At 40.4% G+C, this 19,878-nt stretch carries 19 protein-coding genes; 8 read left to right on the forward strand and 11 right to left on the reverse strand.

All coding sequences use genetic code 11. The features are described 5' to 3' along the window. Positions 1 to 162 precede the first annotated feature (162 nt). The 5 genes from LY11_RS13940 to LY11_RS13960 all read right to left on the reverse strand — a co-directional run bounded on the left by LY11_RS13940 (position 163) and on the right by LY11_RS13960 (position 5,718). A complete protein-coding gene (locus LY11_RS13940) occupies positions 163 to 1,365 on the reverse strand; it encodes a DUF763 domain-containing protein (RefSeq protein WP_111634281.1) in 1,203 nt (400 codons plus the stop codon). Positions 1,366 to 1,372: 7 nt separating this feature from the next. Further along, positions 1,373 to 1,987: an HAD family hydrolase gene (locus tag LY11_RS13945; protein ID WP_111634282.1), complete on the reverse strand. Its 615-nt coding sequence runs from the start codon at positions 1,985 to 1,987 to the stop codon at positions 1,373 to 1,375. 30 nt (positions 1,988 to 2,017) lie between these two features. Further along, a complete protein-coding gene (locus tag LY11_RS13950) occupies positions 2,018 to 3,037 on the reverse strand; it encodes a cytochrome d ubiquinol oxidase subunit II (RefSeq protein ID WP_111634283.1) in 1,020 nt (339 codons plus the stop codon). Between the two features lie 3 nt (positions 3,038 to 3,040). Beyond that, positions 3,041 to 4,369, reverse strand: a complete 1,329-nt coding sequence (locus tag LY11_RS13955; protein WP_111634284.1) for a cytochrome ubiquinol oxidase subunit I — start codon at positions 4,367 to 4,369, stop codon at positions 3,041 to 3,043. Positions 4,370 to 4,449: 80 nt separating this feature from the next. Further along, a complete protein-coding gene (locus LY11_RS13960; protein ID WP_111634285.1) occupies positions 4,450 to 5,718 on the reverse strand; it encodes an NAD(P)/FAD-dependent oxidoreductase in 1,269 nt (422 codons plus the stop codon). A 193-nt stretch (positions 5,719 to 5,911) separates the two neighbouring features. On the opposite strand from LY11_RS13960, the gene LY11_RS13965 reads away from it, so the two are divergent. The 3 genes from LY11_RS13965 (at position 5,912) to LY11_RS13975 (ending at position 9,372) form a co-directional block, all read left to right on the forward strand. Next, the gene (locus LY11_RS13965; protein ID WP_111634286.1) at positions 5,912 to 6,421 is read left to right on the forward strand and encodes a hypothetical protein; all 510 of its coding nucleotides are present in this window, start codon (positions 5,912 to 5,914) and stop codon (positions 6,419 to 6,421) included. 87 nt (positions 6,422 to 6,508) lie between these two features. Further along, positions 6,509 to 8,296 (forward strand): HSP90 family protein, encoded by a 1,788-nt coding sequence (locus LY11_RS13970; RefSeq protein WP_111634287.1) that lies wholly within the window; start codon positions 6,509 to 6,511, stop codon positions 8,294 to 8,296. Between the two features lie 5 nt (positions 8,297 to 8,301). Further along, entirely contained in the window at positions 8,302 to 9,372 is a 1,071-nt protein-coding gene (locus LY11_RS13975; protein WP_111634288.1) for a hypothetical protein, read from the forward strand. Positions 9,373 to 9,403: 31 nt separating this feature from the next. Here LY11_RS13975 and LY11_RS13980 read toward each other — a convergent pair whose 3' ends face one another. Next, positions 9,404 to 12,100 carry an alpha-L-rhamnosidase-related protein gene (locus tag LY11_RS13980; protein ID WP_211321552.1) on the reverse strand — a complete coding sequence of 899 codons (2,697 nt, stop codon included), beginning with the start codon at positions 12,098 to 12,100 and terminating at the stop codon, positions 9,404 to 9,406. 381 nt (positions 12,101 to 12,481) lie between these two features. On the opposite strand from LY11_RS13980, the gene LY11_RS13985 reads away from it, so the two are divergent. The 3 genes from LY11_RS13985 (at position 12,482) to LY11_RS13995 (ending at position 16,193) form a co-directional block, all read left to right on the forward strand. Further along, positions 12,482 to 12,667 carry a hypothetical protein gene (locus tag LY11_RS13985; RefSeq protein WP_111634289.1) on the forward strand — a complete coding sequence of 62 codons (186 nt, stop codon included), beginning with the start codon at positions 12,482 to 12,484 and terminating at the stop codon, positions 12,665 to 12,667. Between the two features lie 69 nt (positions 12,668 to 12,736). After that, positions 12,737 to 13,537: a GLPGLI family protein gene (locus LY11_RS13990; protein ID WP_170132684.1), complete on the forward strand. Its 801-nt coding sequence runs from the start codon at positions 12,737 to 12,739 to the stop codon at positions 13,535 to 13,537. Further along, complete coding sequence (locus LY11_RS13995; RefSeq protein ID WP_170132685.1) at positions 13,527 to 16,193, forward strand: carboxypeptidase-like regulatory domain-containing protein; 2,667 nt, start codon at positions 13,527 to 13,529, stop codon at positions 16,191 to 16,193. Before LY11_RS13990 ends, LY11_RS13995 begins: the two co-directional genes overlap by 11 nt. A gap of 9 nt (positions 16,194 to 16,202) precedes the next feature. Here LY11_RS13995 and LY11_RS14000 read toward each other — a convergent pair whose 3' ends face one another. Continuing rightward, a complete protein-coding gene (locus tag LY11_RS14000; protein WP_111634292.1) occupies positions 16,203 to 16,544 on the reverse strand; it encodes a hypothetical protein in 342 nt (113 codons plus the stop codon). A gap of 100 nt (positions 16,545 to 16,644) precedes the next feature. Between LY11_RS14000 and LY11_RS14005 the strand changes: the two genes are divergently transcribed. After that, positions 16,645 to 16,824 (forward strand): hypothetical protein, encoded by a 180-nt coding sequence (locus tag LY11_RS14005; protein ID WP_111634293.1) that lies wholly within the window; start codon positions 16,645 to 16,647, stop codon positions 16,822 to 16,824. Between the two features lie 14 nt (positions 16,825 to 16,838). Here the strand turns inward: LY11_RS14005 and LY11_RS14010 are convergent, their stop codons facing one another. Next, complete coding sequence (locus LY11_RS14010) at positions 16,839 to 17,024, reverse strand: hypothetical protein (RefSeq protein ID WP_111634294.1); 186 nt, start codon at positions 17,022 to 17,024, stop codon at positions 16,839 to 16,841. A gap of 37 nt (positions 17,025 to 17,061) precedes the next feature. On the opposite strand from LY11_RS14010, the gene LY11_RS26915 reads away from it, so the two are divergent. After that, positions 17,062 to 17,265: a hypothetical protein gene (locus tag LY11_RS26915; protein ID WP_211321553.1), complete on the forward strand. Its 204-nt coding sequence runs from the start codon at positions 17,062 to 17,064 to the stop codon at positions 17,263 to 17,265. A gap of 95 nt (positions 17,266 to 17,360) precedes the next feature. Here the strand turns inward: LY11_RS26915 and thiH are convergent, their stop codons facing one another. From thiH to LY11_RS14030, 3 genes are read right to left on the reverse strand one after another with little or no spacing between them, the layout of a single operon-like run. After that, on the reverse strand, positions 17,361 to 18,476 hold the full coding sequence (gene thiH, locus LY11_RS14020) for a 2-iminoacetate synthase ThiH (RefSeq protein ID WP_111634295.1): 1,116 nt from the start codon (positions 18,474 to 18,476) through the stop codon (positions 17,361 to 17,363). Continuing rightward, entirely contained in the window at positions 18,469 to 19,233 is a 765-nt protein-coding gene (locus LY11_RS14025) for a thiazole synthase (protein ID WP_111634296.1), read from the reverse strand. The genes thiH and LY11_RS14025 overlap by 8 nt, the downstream gene beginning before the upstream one ends. After that, positions 19,227 to 19,877 (reverse strand): thiamine phosphate synthase, encoded by a 651-nt coding sequence (locus LY11_RS14030; RefSeq protein WP_111634297.1) that lies wholly within the window; start codon positions 19,875 to 19,877, stop codon positions 19,227 to 19,229. Before LY11_RS14030 ends, LY11_RS14025 begins: the two co-directional genes overlap by 7 nt. Position 19,878: the final 1 nt, after the last annotated feature.

Here is a 19,878-nt window from a genome sequence, read left to right on the forward strand (position 1 = left end):
AAAATGTAAATAAGGCATAAACCTCGTTGCCAGTAACTCATTATAGCTTCAAAAACATTATAGATTCAGTGTACAAGACGGATTTATGACAACAAACGTCAATTATAGTTTAACGGTTTTCTAAAATTAAACCAGACTCGCTTAAATATAGAGAAATAATGTCTAAAACAGGTCTAATTGACCTCCTTTAGGCGGTTTAGCATCACCAAAAATAGTTTTCCCACCATATTTCCAGGAGTTATTCCTTTCTCTTTCAAGAAGTTCCTCAAAATTATCATTCGGAATAAAATCTTGCTCTGCCTGCCGGGATAATTCTCCCAGTTTCTGAATAGCCTGCAGTTTATCAGCTTCTCCGATTTTTGCCATGTGAACTGCCTTTGTTAAAACACTGATCGTCTGGTCATAAACTTTCAGTGGTACTGGAAAAGGGTGACCGTCTTTACCTCCATGTGCAAAAGAGAAACGCGCAGGATCTTTAAAACGGGATGGTGTACCATAAATTACTTCACTAACCAAAGCCATAGACTGTAAAGTTCTTGGCCCCATTCCTTCCAGCAGCAGTAACTCTTCGAAATCGGCAGGCTGTTTTTCATGGGTGAGCCATAACATAGCACCCAAACGCTTCAGGTCAACGTCTTTGGCTTTAACCTCATGATGGTTTGGTAAAACCAGCTGTTGTATTTCAGCGATCATGCGCGAAGGATGTTCTGTGGTCATAGACAGCATAGATTCACGGGCAGGTTGTGCTGCCTGGGTAACCATATTCATAATTGTCCCCTGGTTAACCCCGCAAATTGCGGTATGCGGATCATCAACGAATGATTTCATTTCTGCGGAATGCCAGTGGTACCGGCGGGCAGTAGAACTTCCGTCCTGCATACCTTGCTGAACCACGGTCCACAAACCGTCCGTATTGACAATGAAGCTGTGCATGTACAATTGAAAACCGTCCTGTATAGCGGTATTATCTACTTTTGCACTTAGTTTACTGCAACGTACAAGTTCTGTTCCATTAAGTCCGTTACGGTCACTGTAATACAGTAGTTCCTGAGGGGTTTGGCGGGAAGATTTACCTTTTCCTCCGCAGATATAGATTCCCAGTTCTTTGGAAAGCGGATTAATTGCACTTTTCAAAGCGCCCATTACCGAGGTTGTAATACCTGATGAATGCCAGTCCATTCCCATGACTGCGCCCAGGCTTTGAAACCAGAACGGGTCACTTAGTCTGCGCAATACTTCGGCAGTACCATATTCTGCAATAATAGCTTCCGTAATAGCCAGTCCAAGACGTGACATCCGCAGGGAAAGCCATTTCGGAATATGGCCGTAGTGAAGGGGTAAATCTGCTGTCCCTGACCTTTTCATTGTTATATTATCCGAACTTAAATTGATCGATTCTTACCCAGTGCATTCCAGCCGCTTCCGCAGCATCTGTTCCTGGCTTTCCGTCTTCAAATACCAAACATTTTTTCGGGTCAACGCCCAATAGTTCAGCTGCTTTTAAAAATGGATCTGCAAATGGTTTACCTCTGGGTGTTTCTCCGGCGCAAACCATAGCTTCTACATAGTCACTCACGCCAACTACATCCAGCGTATGCTGCACTGCTCTGCGATCTCCGCCTGAAACGACAGCAATACGTACTTTACCTGCATTCGCTTTTAAGTGTTCAACGACATAAGTGATCGGCAATGCTTTCTGAAGATATTCTTCGAAATAAAGTTTTGCTTTTCTGGCAGTGAATTCTGCCGGGTCCATATCAGCCTGGTAGCGTAGATTAAGTTCTTCTACTACGTTTAAGATGGGCCACCCTGCCAGTTCATCTATAATTGCAGGGTCCATATCCACGTTGTATTGCTTGGCTATGGCTACATAAGTTTCGGTATGTGCAGGCATATTATCGGCCAGTGTCCCGTCACAATCGTATAAAAATGCTTCGTAATCTCCCTCAGTCAGTTTACTGAGTCTTGAAAAATTAGTCTCTTCCATAAAGTAATATTTAACGCCTGTTAAGCAGGCTTAGTGTGTTTCGGTACTTCCCTTCTTTTGCTGAAAGCTATAAATGAGGTAAACCAAAGCTGGTAAAATAAAAATACTGCCGATCAACAGGGCATAACCAAGGGTTTCTATGGTCTTAAATTGCCCCTGATGAGTTAGTAAGGAAAGATTGTCTCCGCCTTTCAGCAGGATAATATCCGGAAAATGGCTGTAAGTAGCGGCAAAAAGGATCATCGTTACCTGAAAACCAGCCAATAGCCGTAACATAACCGGTTTATTCCTGTTTAGCAGGACAAAAGTAATAACGAGTGAAATCGTCGCCATAATCAGCGCTATAATTCCCGGAACATCACTAAAAATCCAGTTCAATAAGGGAATGCCTTCTGAGTGTGCGGCTAAAAACACTAATCCGCCTGCTGCCATAACCACAAAAATGGTACGTCTTGCTTTACGGGTAAATAGTTGCCGGTCCTGCTCATTTTCTGCTTCACCGATGATAAATACATTGGCCAGATAGGCACATATAGTAACAGTGAAGACACCTACACTGACTGAAAACCAGCTTAACCAACTAAAAACATAGGCTGAAAGAAAATCTTTGGCTTGCAGATCGATCTGTCCTGATACGGCACTTGCAGCGATAATCCCTAAAAAGAAAGGGGTAACTACGCTTGAAATCACAAATATCGGGGTGTATACTTTTTGCATATCATCTTTTACAGCATCGTAATTTCTGAAAACAAAGGCGGTCCCGCGGGCAATAATTCCCATGAGCATACAAACCAGCGGAATGTGCAGGTAAATGGAAACGGTGGTGTATATTTTAGGAAAACCGACAAAAAGAATAACGATCACAATGATCAGCCACATGTGATTGGCTTCCCAAACGGGGCCAATGGCTTCATACATCTTTTTACGCATTCTTGGCCTATTGGCCCTGGAAGTAAAGAGTTCTATAATCCCAGCACCAAAATCAGCCCCTCCCAATAAGATATATAACAGAATGGCAGTCCACAGGAAAATTATTACGACGTATACCATAGGTTATTGTATTTTTTTATCAGTGGAAGAATCATAAAGTTTATCGACCATCGTGATCTGGCGGAATAGCAGCAGGCTCACAATAATGGCGAGTGAAATGTAAACGGCTGTAAAGAGATAAAATGAGTAGGCAATTCCGGGCATTGGGGTAACTGCATCGGCAGTAAGCATCACGCCATAAATAATCCATGGCTGACGGCCGACTTCGGTAACTGTCCAGCCTGCTTCAAGTGCAAGAAAACCCATAGGAGTTGCAATAACAAAGAGCTTGAGCATCCATTTACTCTCTGCCCAGCCTTTCTTTTTAATCAGGGCGATGAAATAAATAATGGCCAGACCTAACATAGCCATCCCCAGGCCTACCATAATCTGGAAGGCATAGTGTACAACTACAACTGGCGGCTGATCTTTTTTAGCGAACTGATCCAGTCCTTTAACTTCTCCATTAAAATCACCAGTAGCCATAAAACTCAGGGCTTTAGGTATTTTTAATGCGTATTTAACTGTTTTTGTCGCGGTATCCGGAATCCCTCCAATGATTAATCCTGCCCCTTTTTCGGTATGAAAGTGAGCTTCCATTGCGGCAAGTTTTGCGGGCTGGCGCTTTGCGACATCCTTCGCTGAAATATCACCGCTAATGGGTTGGAGACAGGCAGCTACAGTCCCGAATATAGCTGCGATCTGAAATGCTTTACGGTGAAAATTTACGTTTTTACCTTTTAAAATCATCAGGGCATGAACTCCTGCAACGGCAAAACCTGTGGATACAAAGGCGGCAACACACATATGTAGTGCTTGTGAAAACCAGGCTTCATTAAACATGGCTTTCATCGGATCGATATTCAGGTATTGCCCGTTAACGAAATCAAAGCCCGCAGGACTGTTCATCCAGGCATTGGCTGCAACAACGAGAATCCCTGACAGCAGCCCGCTGATCCCTACGATAACCCCGGTAAACCAGTGAAACCAGGGATGAAAGCGGTTCCATCCGTACAGGTAAAATCCAAGTGCAATGGCTTCAATAAAAAAGGCTGTTCCTTCCAATGAAAATGGCATCCCGAAGATCGGGCCTGCGTGTTCCATAAATTTGGGCCAGAGCAGGCCAAGTTCAAAAGACAATACAGTTCCTGAAACTGCACCTGTGGCAAAGAAAATGGCTACTCCTTTGCTCCATGCTTTTGTGACATCGAGGTAGACTGCTTTTTTCCTTTTTAACCAAAGATAATGGGCGGTACACATGAAAAATGGCATCACCATTCCGATACAGGAGAAAACGATATGAAAGCCTAATGAAAAGGCCATTTGGAGTCGTGCGGCTAAGAAATCATCCATGTAGCAAATGTAATAGTTATGGCGTATGAAGCCATGAATCCAGGGGTCAGAATTGCCTTATAATTGTAATATTAGCAGCTTTATAGTTTCTTGCTTGCCGGTCTGACGATCATTCGTAAGGATTGGTCTCTGGTAAAGTAAGCAATCATCCAGTTATATAAAGTTTTGACCCTGTTTCCCGAATTAATCAAGGAGATCAAATGGATAAACAACCACATTACCCACGCAATAAATCCACTGAAAAACAGCTTGGGTTTCGGCAGATCGGCTACAGCTTTATTTCTACCAATAATCGCCATCGTCCCTTTATCTACATAACTGAATGCTTTAGGAAATTGGTTTTCTTCTACCCGGACCATGTTTTTACCTACATTGTCTCCTTGTTGAAGGGCGACTTGTGCCAGTTGCGGATGTCCTTGTGGAAAGCCGGGGTCAGTTAACTGGATGCAGGTATCGCCAATAGCATAAATATCTTCGAGTCCTTTTACTTTGTTGAATTCATCGACTTGTAGTCTTTTGCCTTTTCCGTAGGCTTCTTCTGGCATACCTTTAAAAGTCATTGCGGTTACTCCGGCTGCCCAGATCAGGTTTTTAGCTTCGATCGTACTTCCGTCAGCGAAATGAACGGTATCGTTGATAAAATCTTTCACCATCACATTCAGCTTTACTTTAACGCCCATTTTGGTCAGGGTGTCATAGGTGTATTGTTGTGATTTTTCACTCATTGGTGCAAGTACTGATTTCAGCCCGTCTACAAGATGGATTTCACCGCCTGCGCCTTTGAGCTCCGGATAATCTTTAGCCAGGATCGTCCTTTTCATTTCAGCAAACATTCCTGAGATTTCAACCCCTGTAGGGCCGCCGCCTGCAACAACCACAGTCAGCAGTTTTTTACGTTCTGCCGGATCTGTTGAGCGGGAAGCTTCTTCTAAACGCTCTAACAAGGTATTCCGCATTTGCAGGGCATCAGCAACTGTCTTCATGGGGATAGCATGTTTTGCTACATTGTCCATTCCGAAATAGTTGGTTTCACAGCCTGTGGCAAAAACAAGATAATCGTAATTGACAGGGCCTGTGGAAAGGATGACTTGCTTTTGTTCTGGCAAGACTTCTTCAAGTTCTCCAAGTCTGAACATAAAGTTCTTCTTTCCTCTGAACAGTTTACGAAACGGGTAAGTGATGTTAGAGGTTTCCAGATAACCGGTAGCTACCTGGTAAAGCAGCGGCGGAAAAAAGTTATAATTATTTTTATCTACGAGTGTTATATCAAATGATTCATTACCTGCAAGTTTTTTAGCAAGGTTCACACCCGCAAATCCACCACCTATAATGACTACTTTCTTTGGCATATGATTGAAATTTTAAAGATCAGATCAATTCTAAACAATATGTTTACTAGCCTTAGAACAACAACAAACGTGCTATGTTTTAGAAAACAGAATAAAATTTTGCGGAATAGAGGTCAAAATAAAATAGCTTCCTCCGCATAGAATTTTATTACTATTACTGACGTTAAAGGTTTAAGTTTACAAAAAATTCAAAATGAGCAGCAAAGATCAACCATCAGCAAATGTTTTAACATTCAAAAAAGGCCATTATGTATTTACTGACCATTTAGAAGAGGTACATCCTGAGGGGACGAGTGTTCCTTTTTTAACAGCAAAAGGAATACTGATCACAGCTGAGGGGGATTCTTTTAGAGGTGACATTGCCACAGTAAAAATTAGTGATCTGGTTTTGAAGCAGTCAACTTTTATAGACGATAACGGAAAGGCTTTGGAAGCGCACAAGTTATATGTATGGCCACGTAATTTAGGAAGCACAAAGGAATGGACAGCAAACAAACTGGAATTTCTGAATGAGTTTGTACTGAATTTTCCCATTGAAATAATCTCTTTAGAGGAGTCAAACGGGGTAACCTGGAAATATATTACACCTGAGAATTTTAAAAAGACCCCTGAAGGTATTGAGGCTTCTGCAGCTTTTCAGGATTATGCAGCGCATCAGAGTGAATACTTCTTTTTGCGCCGCCCACTGAACGAGCCGAAATAACAGCCGGCAGTTCATCCGCATTAAAATCTTTTTCCGCTGACATTTTGAAATGCAAGCATAGTTGTACTATGTACTGAATTTATCAACATGAATGAAAATCAACAATATTTATTTCAGGTCAATCTGAAGGGAATGATTTCCCTCTTGTCTGAGCATTTATACAGCAACCCGAATACCTTTGTAAGGGAGCTTTTACAAAATGGTGTGGACGCAATAACAGCCTTCAGAACCCTTCATGAAGACCATGAGGGTTATCTGCGCATTTATTTACCAGATAGCGAAAGAGCAGAAATGATCTTTGAGGACAATGGTATCGGATTAAAAGAGCAAGAGATCCATCAATTCCTGGCAGTGATCGGGGAAAGTTCCAAACGCGGGGCTTTTGAAGCTAAAGATTATATAGGGAAGTTTGGTATTGGCTTACTTTCATGTTTTGTGGTCAGTAATGAGATCATCGTAGAAACACGTTCTGCTTTAAGCGAAAAAGCGGTAAGGTGGACGGGAAAATCTGATGGGACTTACCAGATTACTGAAGTTGAGGAGTCAAGACCCATTGGGACCAAGGTAATCCTGCTCCCTAAAGATGAATTCAAACATTTGTTCGAACCAGATGCTTTCCGCAGAAATTTAGAATATTACGGAGAGGCTTTGCCTATGCCGGTTTACCTGCATTACAATTCAGAAATGAGCTGGGTTAACGAATCCGGAGCGCGCTGGCTTGATCCGAAAACGTCTAAAGAAGAACTGCTTGCGATTGGGAAAAAGACATTTAATACTGGTTTTCTGGATGCGTTTCCTATTTCTGCTGCTCATGGAGGCGTTAAAGGTGTGGCTTTTGTGTCCCTGCATAAAACACAGTTTACCGGAAAACAAAGCCACAAACTCTATTTAAAGCGCATGTTTATGAGTGAGGATGATTGTCATCTTTTACCTAAATGGGCATTCTTTATCCGCTGTATCTTCAATGCAGACGGTCTGGATGCAACTGCTTCCAGAGAATCACTGGTTTATAACGACACCCTCAAAGCGGCTAAGAATGAGATTTCAGACTCCATCAAATCTTATCTTAAAACCATAGATATGATTGATCCTGATATTTACCAGAGATTGGTGAGTACGCATTATCTTCACCTTAAAGCTATTGCTGCAGAAGATCATGAGCTGCTTTTAGTGTTCATGGATGACCTCCTTTTTGAAACCAACAAAGGGCCTAAGAGTTACAGGGACATCAGGCATTTGGAACAAACCGTTTATTATACGCCTAATGTAAATGATTTTAAACAGATCCACCGGATCGCGGGTTCGCAGGGTATCCTGGTTATCAATGCGGGTTATACGTTTGAAGAAGACCTGCTGAAAAAGATTAGTCAGCTGCATCCTGATTTGAAGATAGAACAAATATCACCTGAAAGCCTGCTGAATACCTTTCATTCGGTTGACGTACAAAATTCGGCAGAACTGGTAGATTTTGAGAACAGGGCGGCCGTGGTACTTCAGCCCCTAAATTGCAATTGTAGTCTTAAGCATTTTAATCCTGTAGATACGCCCGCAATTTATATTGGTGCCTACGAAGACATTAACGCTAAAAGTACTCAGGGCTCTTCAAGTTTGAATCCGCTGGAAGCTACCCTTGGCATGTTTACTAAAAAAACCAAAGTCATTCAGCCGCTGCTATGTTTTAATGTAGACAATAAACTGGTTAAAAGTATTCTGGGGATCAAAGACCCTTATTTATTTCCTTCTATTATCCACATTTTATATGTTCAGGCATTGATGTTAGGGAAATACCCTGTGAGTGACCGGGAAATGAACTTATTTAATGAAGCACTTCATAACCTGGTGATTATGGGTATGGAAAATTTTATCAATCTATAAAGACAATGAGTTATACTTTAGAAATACAAGAATTAACGGATAATGCGAATCTGGACAGTACAAATCCAAAGGATGCTCAAAAATTATTAGTCGCAGCAATTCAGCTTGCAGATGCGCATGAGGATACTGCGCTAGGTTATGAATTGAGATTAAATCTGCTGAATAAGCAATGGGGGCTTGCAGACAGGCCATATTTTGTAAGTGCTTTTAGCTGGATGCTGAATGCTTTTGACGCAGATCCTGAGAGTTACGCTGCCAGTACCTTATTATGGAGATATAAATGGATCATTGGTGAATTATTTTCTAATCCGCAGGTTCCCCTGGAACAGATTAAAGCAGTATTGGAAGATTATAAGCGCAGAATACAGGAACAAGGCTATAATCTCCGGTCTTATTATACGAAACATCTTCATGAAGCGCTCAGTCAAAAAGACCGGGTAAAAAGCAGAAAATATCTGGATTTAATGAATGCTTTACCGACTGATGGAATGAGTGATTGCAGTGCTTGTGAAATGGACAATGAGGTTTCATTTTTAATCAATGAGGGCGGTTTTAAAGCCGCTTATACCAGGGCGCTTCCGTTAATTGAAAAGCAGTATAGTTGTGCGCATGTGCCTTTCATTACGCTGTGCAATTTATGTTATATGGCGATTAAAGATAACAGAACCGGGGAAGCCGCCGGGCTGTTTTTGAAAGCGGAGGAAGAGTTACAGGGAAACGAGTCTGATTCATCATTGGTCACTTCTATGGGACTGCTGATTGTCTATCTTTTCCATACCGATAAACCTGCTGGATGGAATTACCTGGAAAGGTATCTGCCATGGGCAATGGAGTGTGAAGCCAATCTTAAGTTTTTCTTCTCGATGCACGTGGCTGAAGCTTTAAAACTGGAAGATCAGCTGAAGACAGTTATTCTTGAATTGCCATATCCGCATTCACTTTACAATCCTTCCAATAGTTATCAAGTCAAAGATTTATATAGTTTTTATGCGCAGCAGGCTGTTAGTCTCAGCCAGCTATTTGATGAACGCAATGGGAATTCGAATTTCTCTTTACAATTAGAAAAGGCCCTTTAAGGGCTTTTTCTAATTAGTTTATCCTGTCTAATTAGTTTATCCTCATCAGTCGCAGGTAATCGAGCATAGCCTGGTTAATTTCACCATTCATATTTTCGTTCCAGTTTTCCAGTGAAAGCTGAAATTCATGTGTCCCTTTAGCCAGTTTCACTGCGTTTACGTTACTAAAGCCCCAGTCAGACCATTCTTCTTTTCCGCGTTGCGGGAAGACAAAGGTTCCTGCAAACTGGCCATCCACATTAAATGTTCTGATGGCACATTTGTTCTCTGTATTGGTTGGCCCATTTCCATTGGCATACCTGAAATCAATGGCATAGGTGCCTGCTTCGACTATATTAACTTGAAGGGTTATTTTCTTATTCTTTGTTTTACTGATCTCAATAAAACCATTCGTGGTATATCCCTGGTAAGGGAGCGTGGATTTAGCGGCTACGGTTTCCATAGCAACAGTTTGTATTTCTTTGGTTTCTGTGATTAAAACAGGTTCACTTGCAAATGAGCCGACCTTATTTTGATCAACAGCAATCAGTTGGTATTCTCCGCTTTCTTTGGCGGTATAGTTCAATTCCTGAGTTTTGGCGATTTCTTTCCCGTTACGGATCACCTGGTAAGTTTCGGCTCCTTCTACCTTTTCCCAGCTGATCAGCATATTGGTTTTTTTCAACGAGGGTGCAGCAACAGAGAAGTAGTCTGCAGCGTTCGCAACTTTCCCCTGCTCCGGTTTATGGTCAGCCAGCACAATATCAATCTGATGTTTTCCTTTTAGATGGGCAGGGATCATCGCCTGTGGCAAAGGCTGGCCGTCAAGCGTAATTGATTTAATCTGATTCCCGTATCCGTTCAATTTAATATCCAGTACTGCCTTGCGGTATTTAAAATTAGTAAGTGTCCGTTCTCCCTGGAGTACTTCAGGAATAAATGGCTTAAAGACCAGGCCGTCTGCTTGCATATCCATCCCAAATAATACTTTATAAACCAGGCTGATATTTCCGGCCAGGCTCCATAACATATTGCTTGAATTGACTTGTGTACCCGCAAAGTCACCAGAGGTAGCCACAAAATTCTCTTTATTGGTCAGGAACAGTGCTGCAGGGCGATAAATTGCACTCATGCTCTGTATAAGAGCTTCTGCATTTCCTGCTTTTGCCGCAGCAAGCGACCAGTAGGCTTGTACAAAAGGCCATACCGCATTGTTATGGTAAGGTGGAATATTTGGAATCTGCGGATAGATACAGGGGATACCAAACTTAGTGACTGGTGTTTTTGCGACTATGGATTTCTGCTGCCCTGCATCCGCAATATCAAATAATACAGTGAGTGCTTCTCCCAAAGCTTCTGAACGTGGCGATAAAAGTTTAAATTGTCTGCCGTATAAGTATTGCCCGTAATATCCTTTTTCCGGCATCCACAGGTGTTTATTGATCCCTTCTTTGAGCTGATCGGCAATACCTGCATACTTTTCAGCTGCCTGCTTATCTTTTAGCAGTACCGCCATTTCGGCAAGTACTTTATTGGTTTGATAGTGAACTGCATTCGTTCCGAGATTTTCTGAAGCATATATATCTGCAGATTGCATCCATTTAGGGTAAGTCTGATCTCTCCAGTCTAAAAAAGAAGATTCACCTCTGACCATACCTGTTTGCGGGTCGTAGACATTTTTCAGATCATCTTCAACAGAGTTTTTAATAATCGCATAAGCTTTGGTGAGCCATGCCTGATCACCTGTATTTTTATAAACTTCCCAGGCTGCAACTGCCCAGATCATCCGGTCAGAAGAAACTGGCCATGATCCTCCGGTCCCTGTATCCTGAATGACACGATTATTTTTAACTTTCCGCAGCAAACTGTTCTGGGCAACTTTGGGTTGCAAGGTCGCCATAGATAGTATAATACTATAACTAATATCCCTTGTCCATACCCCTGCCCATTCTTTACCTGTTCTGAAAGTGCTGTCGGGTTCTATTGCATTCTCCATTTCCTCCAAACCGAGGTTATAAAGTGCATCCATGATTGGAACAGCTGATTTATATTGAGGAAAAGCGGAAATATCTTTTGATAACTTCCACGAAGAGGCTGTAGTTTTTTTCTCCTGAGCTTTATTCATTTCCAGTGTAACGGTATAAATACCGTCACCGTCCGTATCTTTTAATTCCAGTTCTTTATGATTGCCCAGGTTATCAAAATCCCAGATGAGCGGGCTGATACTCCCGGCTACAAAAACACCTTTAAAGTCTGCTTTGTAAATCTTTGTGCCATCATAAGTGGTATAAAAACCTTTGGAAGCAAAAGCAGCGAGTACTTCACGCATATCCAGCTTGATGGTGAATTTAGTATCCGGCTTAAGAAATACACCTTTTGATAGTGGCTGTTTTAATTGCTGACCAAAGCGAATAACAGGGGTTTCAAATCTGCCATTGACGGCAAGGATACTAACTTCATGATTCTTTCCAGAAGCCATTTCATTGTCTTTACCATTGATACTGAATTTAAAAGACAGGTTTGGGCTGATGTCCAGGTTAACCGGACTTTGATAGTTAGAATGTAAAGCTGCCGGAGAAAGTGCAATGGCCTGGAATGCTCCTTGTGTAACCCTATCTTTTGATAAGGTATAAGCGTCAGATTGATATATGTTGTTCATAGGCTTCTGGGCCATGGCGGCTGTGAAAGAAAGCAGTAATGCTATAAAAATAGCAATTTTATAAGGGCTTAAATTCATTATCTGTTTCATGTACGACACAAAAATATAATTTATAATCCAACAGGTGGTTTAAAATTACAGGTATCATATTTCAAGTGCTAAAATTCAGTCAGACAACTGACCCGATATGGTTTACCTAAATAATCAAGCGTTTGACGTAATAAAATTGCACACCAAACTATTTAATATTATTTTAGGATATAAAAAAAATCAATACAGGTAACCAAATTTATCCGTTCGTAATAACAACAGGAATATAACTCAAAAATTGGTATGCCACTGAAGACAAAATAAAAATTATCAACTTATAATATAAAAAATATTCAGTTAGCTACTGGAGGTAAGCTTTTGCCTGGGATTGGCCGATCCATAAAAGCTAAACAACCATTTTATCAACTTAAAACCAAAATTATGAAAAAAATTGTATTAGGAGCCTTCCTCCTGTTATGTGCATCATTTGCAGCAAATGCCGCTACCCCAACTGAATTTACAATTGAAACATCTTGTGGATCTTCTTATTCAGGATCATGTGATGGATGTAGCGTGCAAGACATAGTTGATGTAGCTTTAGCACTGGACGATTTAGATTGCGGCTAGTAGTTATTTTATTGAGGGGGCCATATGATGTCCCTCTCAATATTTATTAAATTTCTAATATATATTTATATGATAAAAACCTGCTTGATTCTTATTTCTTTTATAGCTTTTTCGCTTTGTTTAAATGCACAAATAATAGACAAGACTTCGATTGAATGCCAATATAAACTAACATGGGTACCAGACACTTTGCGTCCCAATCAAACCAAAGAAGATTTTATGATTCTCAAAGTTGGGCATAAATTATCAGAATTTTACAGCTATAACACTTTCAGAGTAGATTCAATGATCCAGGTCGATGTTAAAAATGGGATGTCATCTTTGCAAATTTTAGCGCAACGGGCCAAGTATGGAAAAAAGGGGATGGAGTACCAGATCTACAAAAACTATCCGGAAGGTAAAATAACAGTAATTGAAAAGCTGATGTCCGATTCTTATAAGTATGAGGAGATTTTAAAACTTCAGAAATGGGCTATTGAAAATGAGAAAAAGACTATTTTAGGTTATAATGCACAGAAAGCCACTTGTAGCTTTGGAGGAAGAAAGTACACTGCCTGGTTTACTACAGAAATACCAGTGAGCACCGGACCATGGAAATTCAGTGGTCTTCCGGGATTGATCCTTAAAGTAGAAGATAACAATAAAAATTATGTATTTGAGATTGCTGGACTAAGGAAAATAAAGAAAGACGAGCCTATAAGTTTGGAACAAAAAGAATATATTGAATTGACAAAGACGGATTTTTTTAAATTGGATAAAAAAATGAAAAAAGATCCTCTTGCATTTATGAACAGTAATACATCGGTTACTTTGAAACCTAGTGGAAATAATCAGAAAAAAGAAAGACCATATAATCCAATTGAACACTAAATTTTTCTTTTTCCATGGCTGCCAGGTAGTTTTCAGCCATTTCTTGTTCCCCTTACTAATCCTATGCTGTTCGTTTGCGAATGCAGCTGCACAGGCGACAGTGAATGGATATATTAAAGAAGAAAATACAGGAGCAGCTATTGAAGGGGCAATCATTACGTTACTTCCAAAAGACGAAAAAAATTTATTGGCCTATACTACAACCAATGAAAAAGGGTATTTCTCGATTCAGCTTAATTTCGATGGCAGGGATTTTCTGCTTAAAGTTTCCATGTTAGGCTATCAAACCAGATCATTGGAACTGGAAAATAAGAACACACAACAAGTCAATTTATCTCTCAGAGAAGAGATCAGCAATTTAAAGGAGGTCCTGATTAAACCACCACGAATTATTCAGTACAATGATACAATCAGTTATAATGTTTCTTCTTTTGCCAGTGACCAGGACCGGAGTATTGCTGATGTCCTTAAAAAAATGCCTGGCATAGATGTACAGGCAGACGGAACGATATTATATAACGGAAAAGCAATCAACAAGTTTTATATAGAAGGGCTTGATCTGCTTGATAGTAAATACAGTCTGGCTGCAAACAATATCTCATTTAAAGATGTAAGCAGTGTTGAAGTACTGGAAGGCCACCAGCCGATAAAAGCTTTAAGATCCACAACTTTCACTGATAAAGCTGCGCTAAACTTAAAACTAAAAAACTCTGCTAAAGGAAAATGGTTAGGTACCTTGGAATTGGGAGCCGGACTTCCTTTTCCATTATGGAAAGCCAATTTGATGGCCATGAAGATAGCTGGAGCAAGTCAGAGCCTGAATCTTTTCAAAAGTAATAACACAGGCCAGAATATAAGTACTGAATTAAAATCTCATACTTTGGAAGATTTGATCAACGGACAGGATAATAATGCGGAACAGAGTAACTTGATTCAGTTATCTGAAAGTGCTCCCCCGGTTAATGAGGACCGTATTCTTTTCAACCGAAGCTATCTTGGTACAATAAATACAGTAAGAAAGTTAAAACACGATTATCAGTTAAGAACTAACATAAGCTATATCAATGATCAGCTAAAAAGTAATAACCAATCTGAAACAGCATACTATTTAACTGATAATAATTTTGTCCGTATTCAAGAAAACAATAATACTATTATCCAAAGAAACCGTGCTGAGGGTTCTGCGGAATTAAATAAGAATACAGAGAATTTTTATTTAAAAGATAAGTTCAGAGCTCAGCTGTTTTGGGAGAGAAGCGCAATAAGCAATACGGGAACAAGTCCTAATAATCAGATAGGAAAAACACCTTATCACTTAATTGAAAATGATCTTAACTGGCTAAAAACTCTTGGTAAAAGCACGCTTAAATTTAATTCTTTTAACCAATACAATTACTTACCACAGGAACTTGTTGTTTCTCCTGATGATGAGACAATGCCTTTTACTCAGTTTGCCCGTACAAGTACACTTTTCAGTCATACCAATATTTCTTATAGCCGCGGTTTTAGAGGTTGGGTCATTGATTATCAGGCAGGGATTAAAGCGACTATACAAAATCTAAATACTGAAATTCAGCATTTGCCGATGTCGTATCCAGTAAAAGATTCATTAAGGAATGAACTGCAATGGCAATTATCAGATTATTATATTAAACCAACCATCCGTTACAATGCTAAAAAGATCAACCTCTCACTGACCCTGCCTATCAACCTTTACAATTCAAAAATCAATAACAGGTTAACTGAACATGCTGAAAAGGAAAACTATCTATATTTCAATCCGGAGTTTTTGCTTTTTTACAAGTTCAATCCTCTTTGGACCGCTAATTTCAAGGCGAGTTTATCAAACGATCCGGGAAATGCTGACCGCTTAAATCAGGGTTTCATTTTTAGAAGCTACCGTTATTTAGAACTCGGAAACAGAACACCTTTAATCCAGAGAAGGCAATCTTATTCAGCAGGTTTAAGTTACCGTAACCCGGTCAAATCTTTATTTGTAAACTTATCCGGAATCTACGCGCCTACGTTACTGAACCAGTTAAGTCAGCGTAGTTTTTCAGGTTTCATAAGTGTAGGTGAAATCATCCTTCAAAACAACCAAAAGTCATTCTGGCGATTATCTGGCCGCTTGAGCAAGGGAATTGATGACTGGAAGGCTACTGCTGCTATTTCAGTCAGTTATACTTCAACAGAGGGAGAGCTGATCCAGCAAAACAAACTATTAAATAATAAGACCAATACTCTTCAAATCACACCAAGTTTCAACGCCGAAGTTTCCAGCTGGTGCAATTTCTCCTACACAGGTGATTTCTCCAGAAACAGTCTGTTCGTTTCCAGTGCGCCAACTGCTTTAATACTTGACAGGATAAACCAGCGTCTTGGGATAGGACTGATTATCAACAAAAAATTGAATGTGAAAGCCGGAACTGATTATTTTTATAATCAGGTATCAGTCAACAAATCTGTCTCTTTAATTTTCGCAGATATAGGCCTGCGTTATATGCCCGGCAAAAACATAGAAATCAATTTAGATTGCACCAATCTGTTCAATAAAAAGAATTACGCCTATACCTTATATGACGGAGCTGGATATACTTCCAACATCGCTATGATCAGACCGGCGAACGTAATGGCAGGAGTTTATTTCAGGTGGTAAAATCGCCTCTTATTCTTCATCTTCCAGGATGTTTCTGTCCTCCCAGCTCAAATAGGCCCTGTACCATTCTGCGCATTGCTTAAATACGTCAGTCAGATCTCCTTCATTCAAAGTAAAATGCACTGCAAAAATATGATTTTCGACTACGCCATACAGGTTTAGATATTCAAATTCATAAGTTTTAGTCCCGGCTTTAAAATTAAGTCCCTCAACCTCATCCGTTGCTATAACTTCCATGATCGTATGGGAGCCCGTATGCTGTATCACTGTGCGTCCACCCATTTCATCTTCAAGATGCTCACTTGGCTCTAAAAAAACTATTTCCGGAAGTGTAAAGTCTATTAAATTCATGCCGCGAATCTAAGAATTTTACGTTACAAAAAACTAATCAGACGACTCCCTTAAAAGGCTTTTATCATACTTCTCTAAATTTATTCTTATAGCTTTGAATATGGACAATGAATCAATTAAAGAAGACAAAAATTCAAAAGGAGATTTTTTCGATTGGTCTAAAGATCACATCAGAGGAAAAAACACCAGAAATGATACCATAGCCATGTGGATATTTATTATTATTGTCCTGATACTGGGTATTACTATGGTGATTATGATCAATACGTCCAAGAGATAAAACAACCTATAGTGTTAGAATAATTCGTATGGATACAGCGCAAAAATCAGCGGATTAATAGAATCCATCCCCCTTTTAACCAGCTCTTCTAATTCCTCACTGTTTTTCCCTTCATCAAGGATTGATTCCAACTCCTGAAGTAAGAAAGCACATTGAATAAATTCAGAAAAATTAAGTTTAAAATCCAGGAGATCTGCCATAGTCTCATACTCGCCCCGATCATGGTCAAAAAACAGAATGACGTTAATGAAACATGATCAGGAAATTGAGCTATTGTTTACCTACCTCAGTAAGCTCATCGAAAAGGAAGAACAACCCCGTACACCGCTGCCCAATATTTCTTTCTTTCTTTCTTTCTTTCTTTCTTTCTTTCTTTCTTTCTTTCTTTCTTTCTTTCTTTCTTTCTTTCTTTCTTTCTTTTCCAACAACTCCCCCCACTGATCCAATAAAAAAAAACTTATACTAATGTAAAGGGCATGCGTTCCGAGCCTCTTCGGCGAAGGCAATGTCGCCCGAACATAGTATAAGTTTTTTTATTATTGGAGAAGCCTATCCCAATCCTTCCACACCGTCTCATACCCCTTTTCCTTCAACATATCCTTAATCTCTCCCGGTGTCCTTTCATCACTGATCTCGAACTGTTCCAGCGACTCCGGTTCTACCGCATACCCCCCCGGATTCGTCTTGGACCCCGCGCTCATAGAAGTAATTCCCAAACCAATAACATGATCCCGAAAAACAACTGACTCCCTTGTAGAAATAGAAAGTTCAACCTCCTCATTCAGCAACCTATAAGCACAAATCAGTTGCACCAACTCTCTGTCTGACATTTCAACTTTAGGCTCTAACCCTCCGCTAAACGGCCTTAATCGCGGAAAAGACAAACTATACTTCGTCTGCCAATACTTCTTTTCCAGATAACCCAGATGAAGCGCTGTAAAAAATGAATCCGTGCGCCAATCCTCTAATCCGATCAGTACCCCCAATCCCATCTTATGTACCCCCGCTTTTCCTAACCTGTCGGGCGTTTCCAACCTATATTCAAAATTTGATTTCTTTCCTTTCGGATGATGCTTTTTATAATCCTCCCTGTGATAAGTCTCCTGATAAACCAGTACCGTATTCAACCCCAAAGGAATCAAAACCTCATAATCTTCCGTATCCAGCGGCTGTACCTCCATTGAAATCAGCGCAAAATGCGGACGTAAAAGTTCCAGTATCCCTTTAAAATATTCGGTATGAACCGTATGATTCGCTTCACCAGTAACCAGAAGCACATGATCATAACCCATTTCTTTCAGCACCGCAACCTCCTGCATAATCTCTAAAGGAGACAATGTTTTGCGCCTTACCTTGTTGTCCAGGCTAAACCCGCAATACGTACAAATATTATTACATTCATTAGAAAGATAAAGTGGTACATATAATTGCATCACTTTCCCGAAACGCTTCAAGGTGGCCATTCTGCTCAACTGTGCCATCTGTTCCAGATATGGAGCTGCCGCAGGAGAAATTAACGCTTTAAAATCTTCCAAAGTCCGTTTACTATTCCCCAAAGCCCGCTCTACATCCTGCGAAGTTTTTTCATAAATACTCTGTTTAGTCCGTTCCCAGCTATAAGTATTAAAAAGTGTAGTGAAGTTATCAGTCATCCAGAAAAGAAGTTAACGGGCTGCTTGATACAGCATATGAATTGATAGAACCCAGTTTAGCTTCAAAAGCCATCCTTCCGGCAGTGACTGCAATTTTAAAGGCTTCAGCCATTTTAACCGGATCTCGGGAAACAGCAATTGCTGTATTCACCAATACCGCGTCCGCACCAATTTCCATAGCCTTTGCAGCGTCCGAAGGCGCACCAATCCCGGCATCCACAATCACGGGAACGTTACTCTGACTGATAATAATTTCCAGAAAGTCGATAGTCTTCAATCCTTTATTACTCCCAATTGGTGATCCTAAAGGCATAACCGCAGCAGTTCCCGCACTTTCTAAATGCTTGCACAATACCGGGTCAGCATGAATATATGGCAAGACAATAAAGCCCAGCTTCGCTAATTCTTCCGTTGCTTTTAATGTCTCAATCGGATCAGGCATTAAATATTTAGGATCGGGATGAATTTCCAGCTTAATCCAGTTAGTCTCTAATGCTTCCCTGGCCATCTGTGCTGCAAAGACAGCTTCCTTTGCATTTCTTACACCCGAAGTATTGGGCAGTAAATTAAACTGCGGGTAATTTAAACGGCTTAAAATATCATCTTCCTGATCCTTCAGGTCAACTCTTTTTAAGGCTACAGTAACCAGCTCCGAACCAGAAGCCAGTAATGCCTGCTCCATGATTTCTGCTGAGCTAAACTTCCCCGTCCCTGTAAATAAACGGGAGTTAAATACTTTATCTGCAATAGTTAACATATCGTTTGTTTTGAATGAAGGTTTAATTTCTGATAGATCAAGCTCATATTCCCAGCCAGATCAACCCCTTGTGTGAGTAATCCAGAGACTGCAACCCCATAAATCCCTGTTTGAAGAATACTGGTAATATCCTGAGTTGTGATGCCACCAATAGCTATAATAGGCAGTTGTATACCAGCTTCACGTACTTGTTCCATCAGCTTTTGATAACCTTCAAGACCAAGAACCGGGCTTAAATTTTTCTTAGTAGTCGTAAAACGGAAAGGCCCTAATCCAATATAATCTGCACCTTCTTCTACCCTGCTGCATATATCTGCAAAAGTGTTAGCTGTTCCACCAATACATTTATCCTTTCCCAGGATAGCCCTTGCCTGTGCTACTGGCATATCATTTAATCCAAGATGCACTCCATAAGCGCCTGATTTTAAAGCCAGTTCCGGATAGTCATTGACAATTAGCTTTGCACCGTAATGTTCGCATAAAAGCCTGGCCTGAACAGCGAGTTCAAGCACCACATCTTCCGGTTGCTCTTTAACCCGCAGTTGTATCCATTGACCACCCGCCTGTAATACCTTCTCAATCGCAGTAAGGTGTGTCCCATTTTCAGGGGGCTGTGATATATAATGTAACTGATCAATTAACATG

It is taken from the genome of Pedobacter cryoconitis (assembly GCF_003259615.1).
Classification (GTDB): domain Bacteria; phylum Bacteroidota; class Bacteroidia; order Sphingobacteriales; family Sphingobacteriaceae; genus Pedobacter; species Pedobacter cryoconitis.

Bases quoted from the DNA above. Each gene is read 5' to 3' on its own strand.
- LY11_RS13975 (WP_111634288.1), top strand. From the start codon at position 8,302: ATGAGTTATACTTTAGAAATACAAGAATTAACGGATAATGCGAATCTG.
- LY11_RS13970 (WP_111634287.1), top strand. From the start codon at position 6,509: ATGAATGAAAATCAACAATATTTATTTCAGGTCAATCTGAAGGGAATG.
- LY11_RS13990 (WP_170132684.1), top strand. From the start codon at position 12,737: ATGATAAAAACCTGCTTGATTCTTATTTCTTTTATAGCTTTTTCGCTT.
- LY11_RS13950 (WP_111634283.1), bottom strand. From the start codon at position 3,037: ATGGTATACGTCGTAATAATTTTCCTGTGGACTGCCATTCTGTTATAT.
- LY11_RS13945 (WP_111634282.1), bottom strand. From the start codon at position 1,987: ATGGAAGAGACTAATTTTTCAAGACTCAGTAAACTGACTGAGGGAGAT.
- LY11_RS14010 (WP_111634294.1), bottom strand. From the start codon at position 17,024: ATGGCAGATCTCCTGGATTTTAAACTTAATTTTTCTGAATTTATTCAA.
- thiH (WP_111634295.1), bottom strand. From the start codon at position 18,476: ATGACTGATAACTTCACTACACTTTTTAATACTTATAGCTGGGAACGG.
- LY11_RS14025 (WP_111634296.1), bottom strand. From the start codon at position 19,233: ATGTTAACTATTGCAGATAAAGTATTTAACTCCCGTTTATTTACAGGG.
- LY11_RS13965 (WP_111634286.1), top strand. From the start codon at position 5,912: ATGAGCAGCAAAGATCAACCATCAGCAAATGTTTTAACATTCAAAAAA.
- LY11_RS13940 (WP_111634281.1), bottom strand. From the start codon at position 1,365: ATGAAAAGGTCAGGGACAGCAGATTTACCCCTTCACTACGGCCATATT.
- LY11_RS13960 (WP_111634285.1), bottom strand. From the start codon at position 5,718: ATGCCAAAGAAAGTAGTCATTATAGGTGGTGGATTTGCGGGTGTGAAC.
- LY11_RS14000 (WP_111634292.1), bottom strand. From the start codon at position 16,544: ATGAATTTAATAGACTTTACACTTCCGGAAATAGTTTTTTTAGAGCCA.
- LY11_RS13980 (WP_211321552.1), bottom strand. From the start codon at position 12,100: ATGAAACAGATAATGAATTTAAGCCCTTATAAAATTGCTATTTTTATA.
- LY11_RS14005 (WP_111634293.1), top strand. From the start codon at position 16,645: ATGGACAATGAATCAATTAAAGAAGACAAAAATTCAAAAGGAGATTTT.
- LY11_RS26915 (WP_211321553.1), top strand. From the start codon at position 17,062: ATGACGTTAATGAAACATGATCAGGAAATTGAGCTATTGTTTACCTAC.
- LY11_RS13985 (WP_111634289.1), top strand. From the start codon at position 12,482: ATGAAAAAAATTGTATTAGGAGCCTTCCTCCTGTTATGTGCATCATTT.
- LY11_RS13955 (WP_111634284.1), bottom strand. From the start codon at position 4,369: ATGGATGATTTCTTAGCCGCACGACTCCAAATGGCCTTTTCATTAGGC.
- LY11_RS14030 (WP_111634297.1), bottom strand. From the start codon at position 19,877: ATGTTAATTGATCAGTTACATTATATATCACAGCCCCCTGAAAATGGG.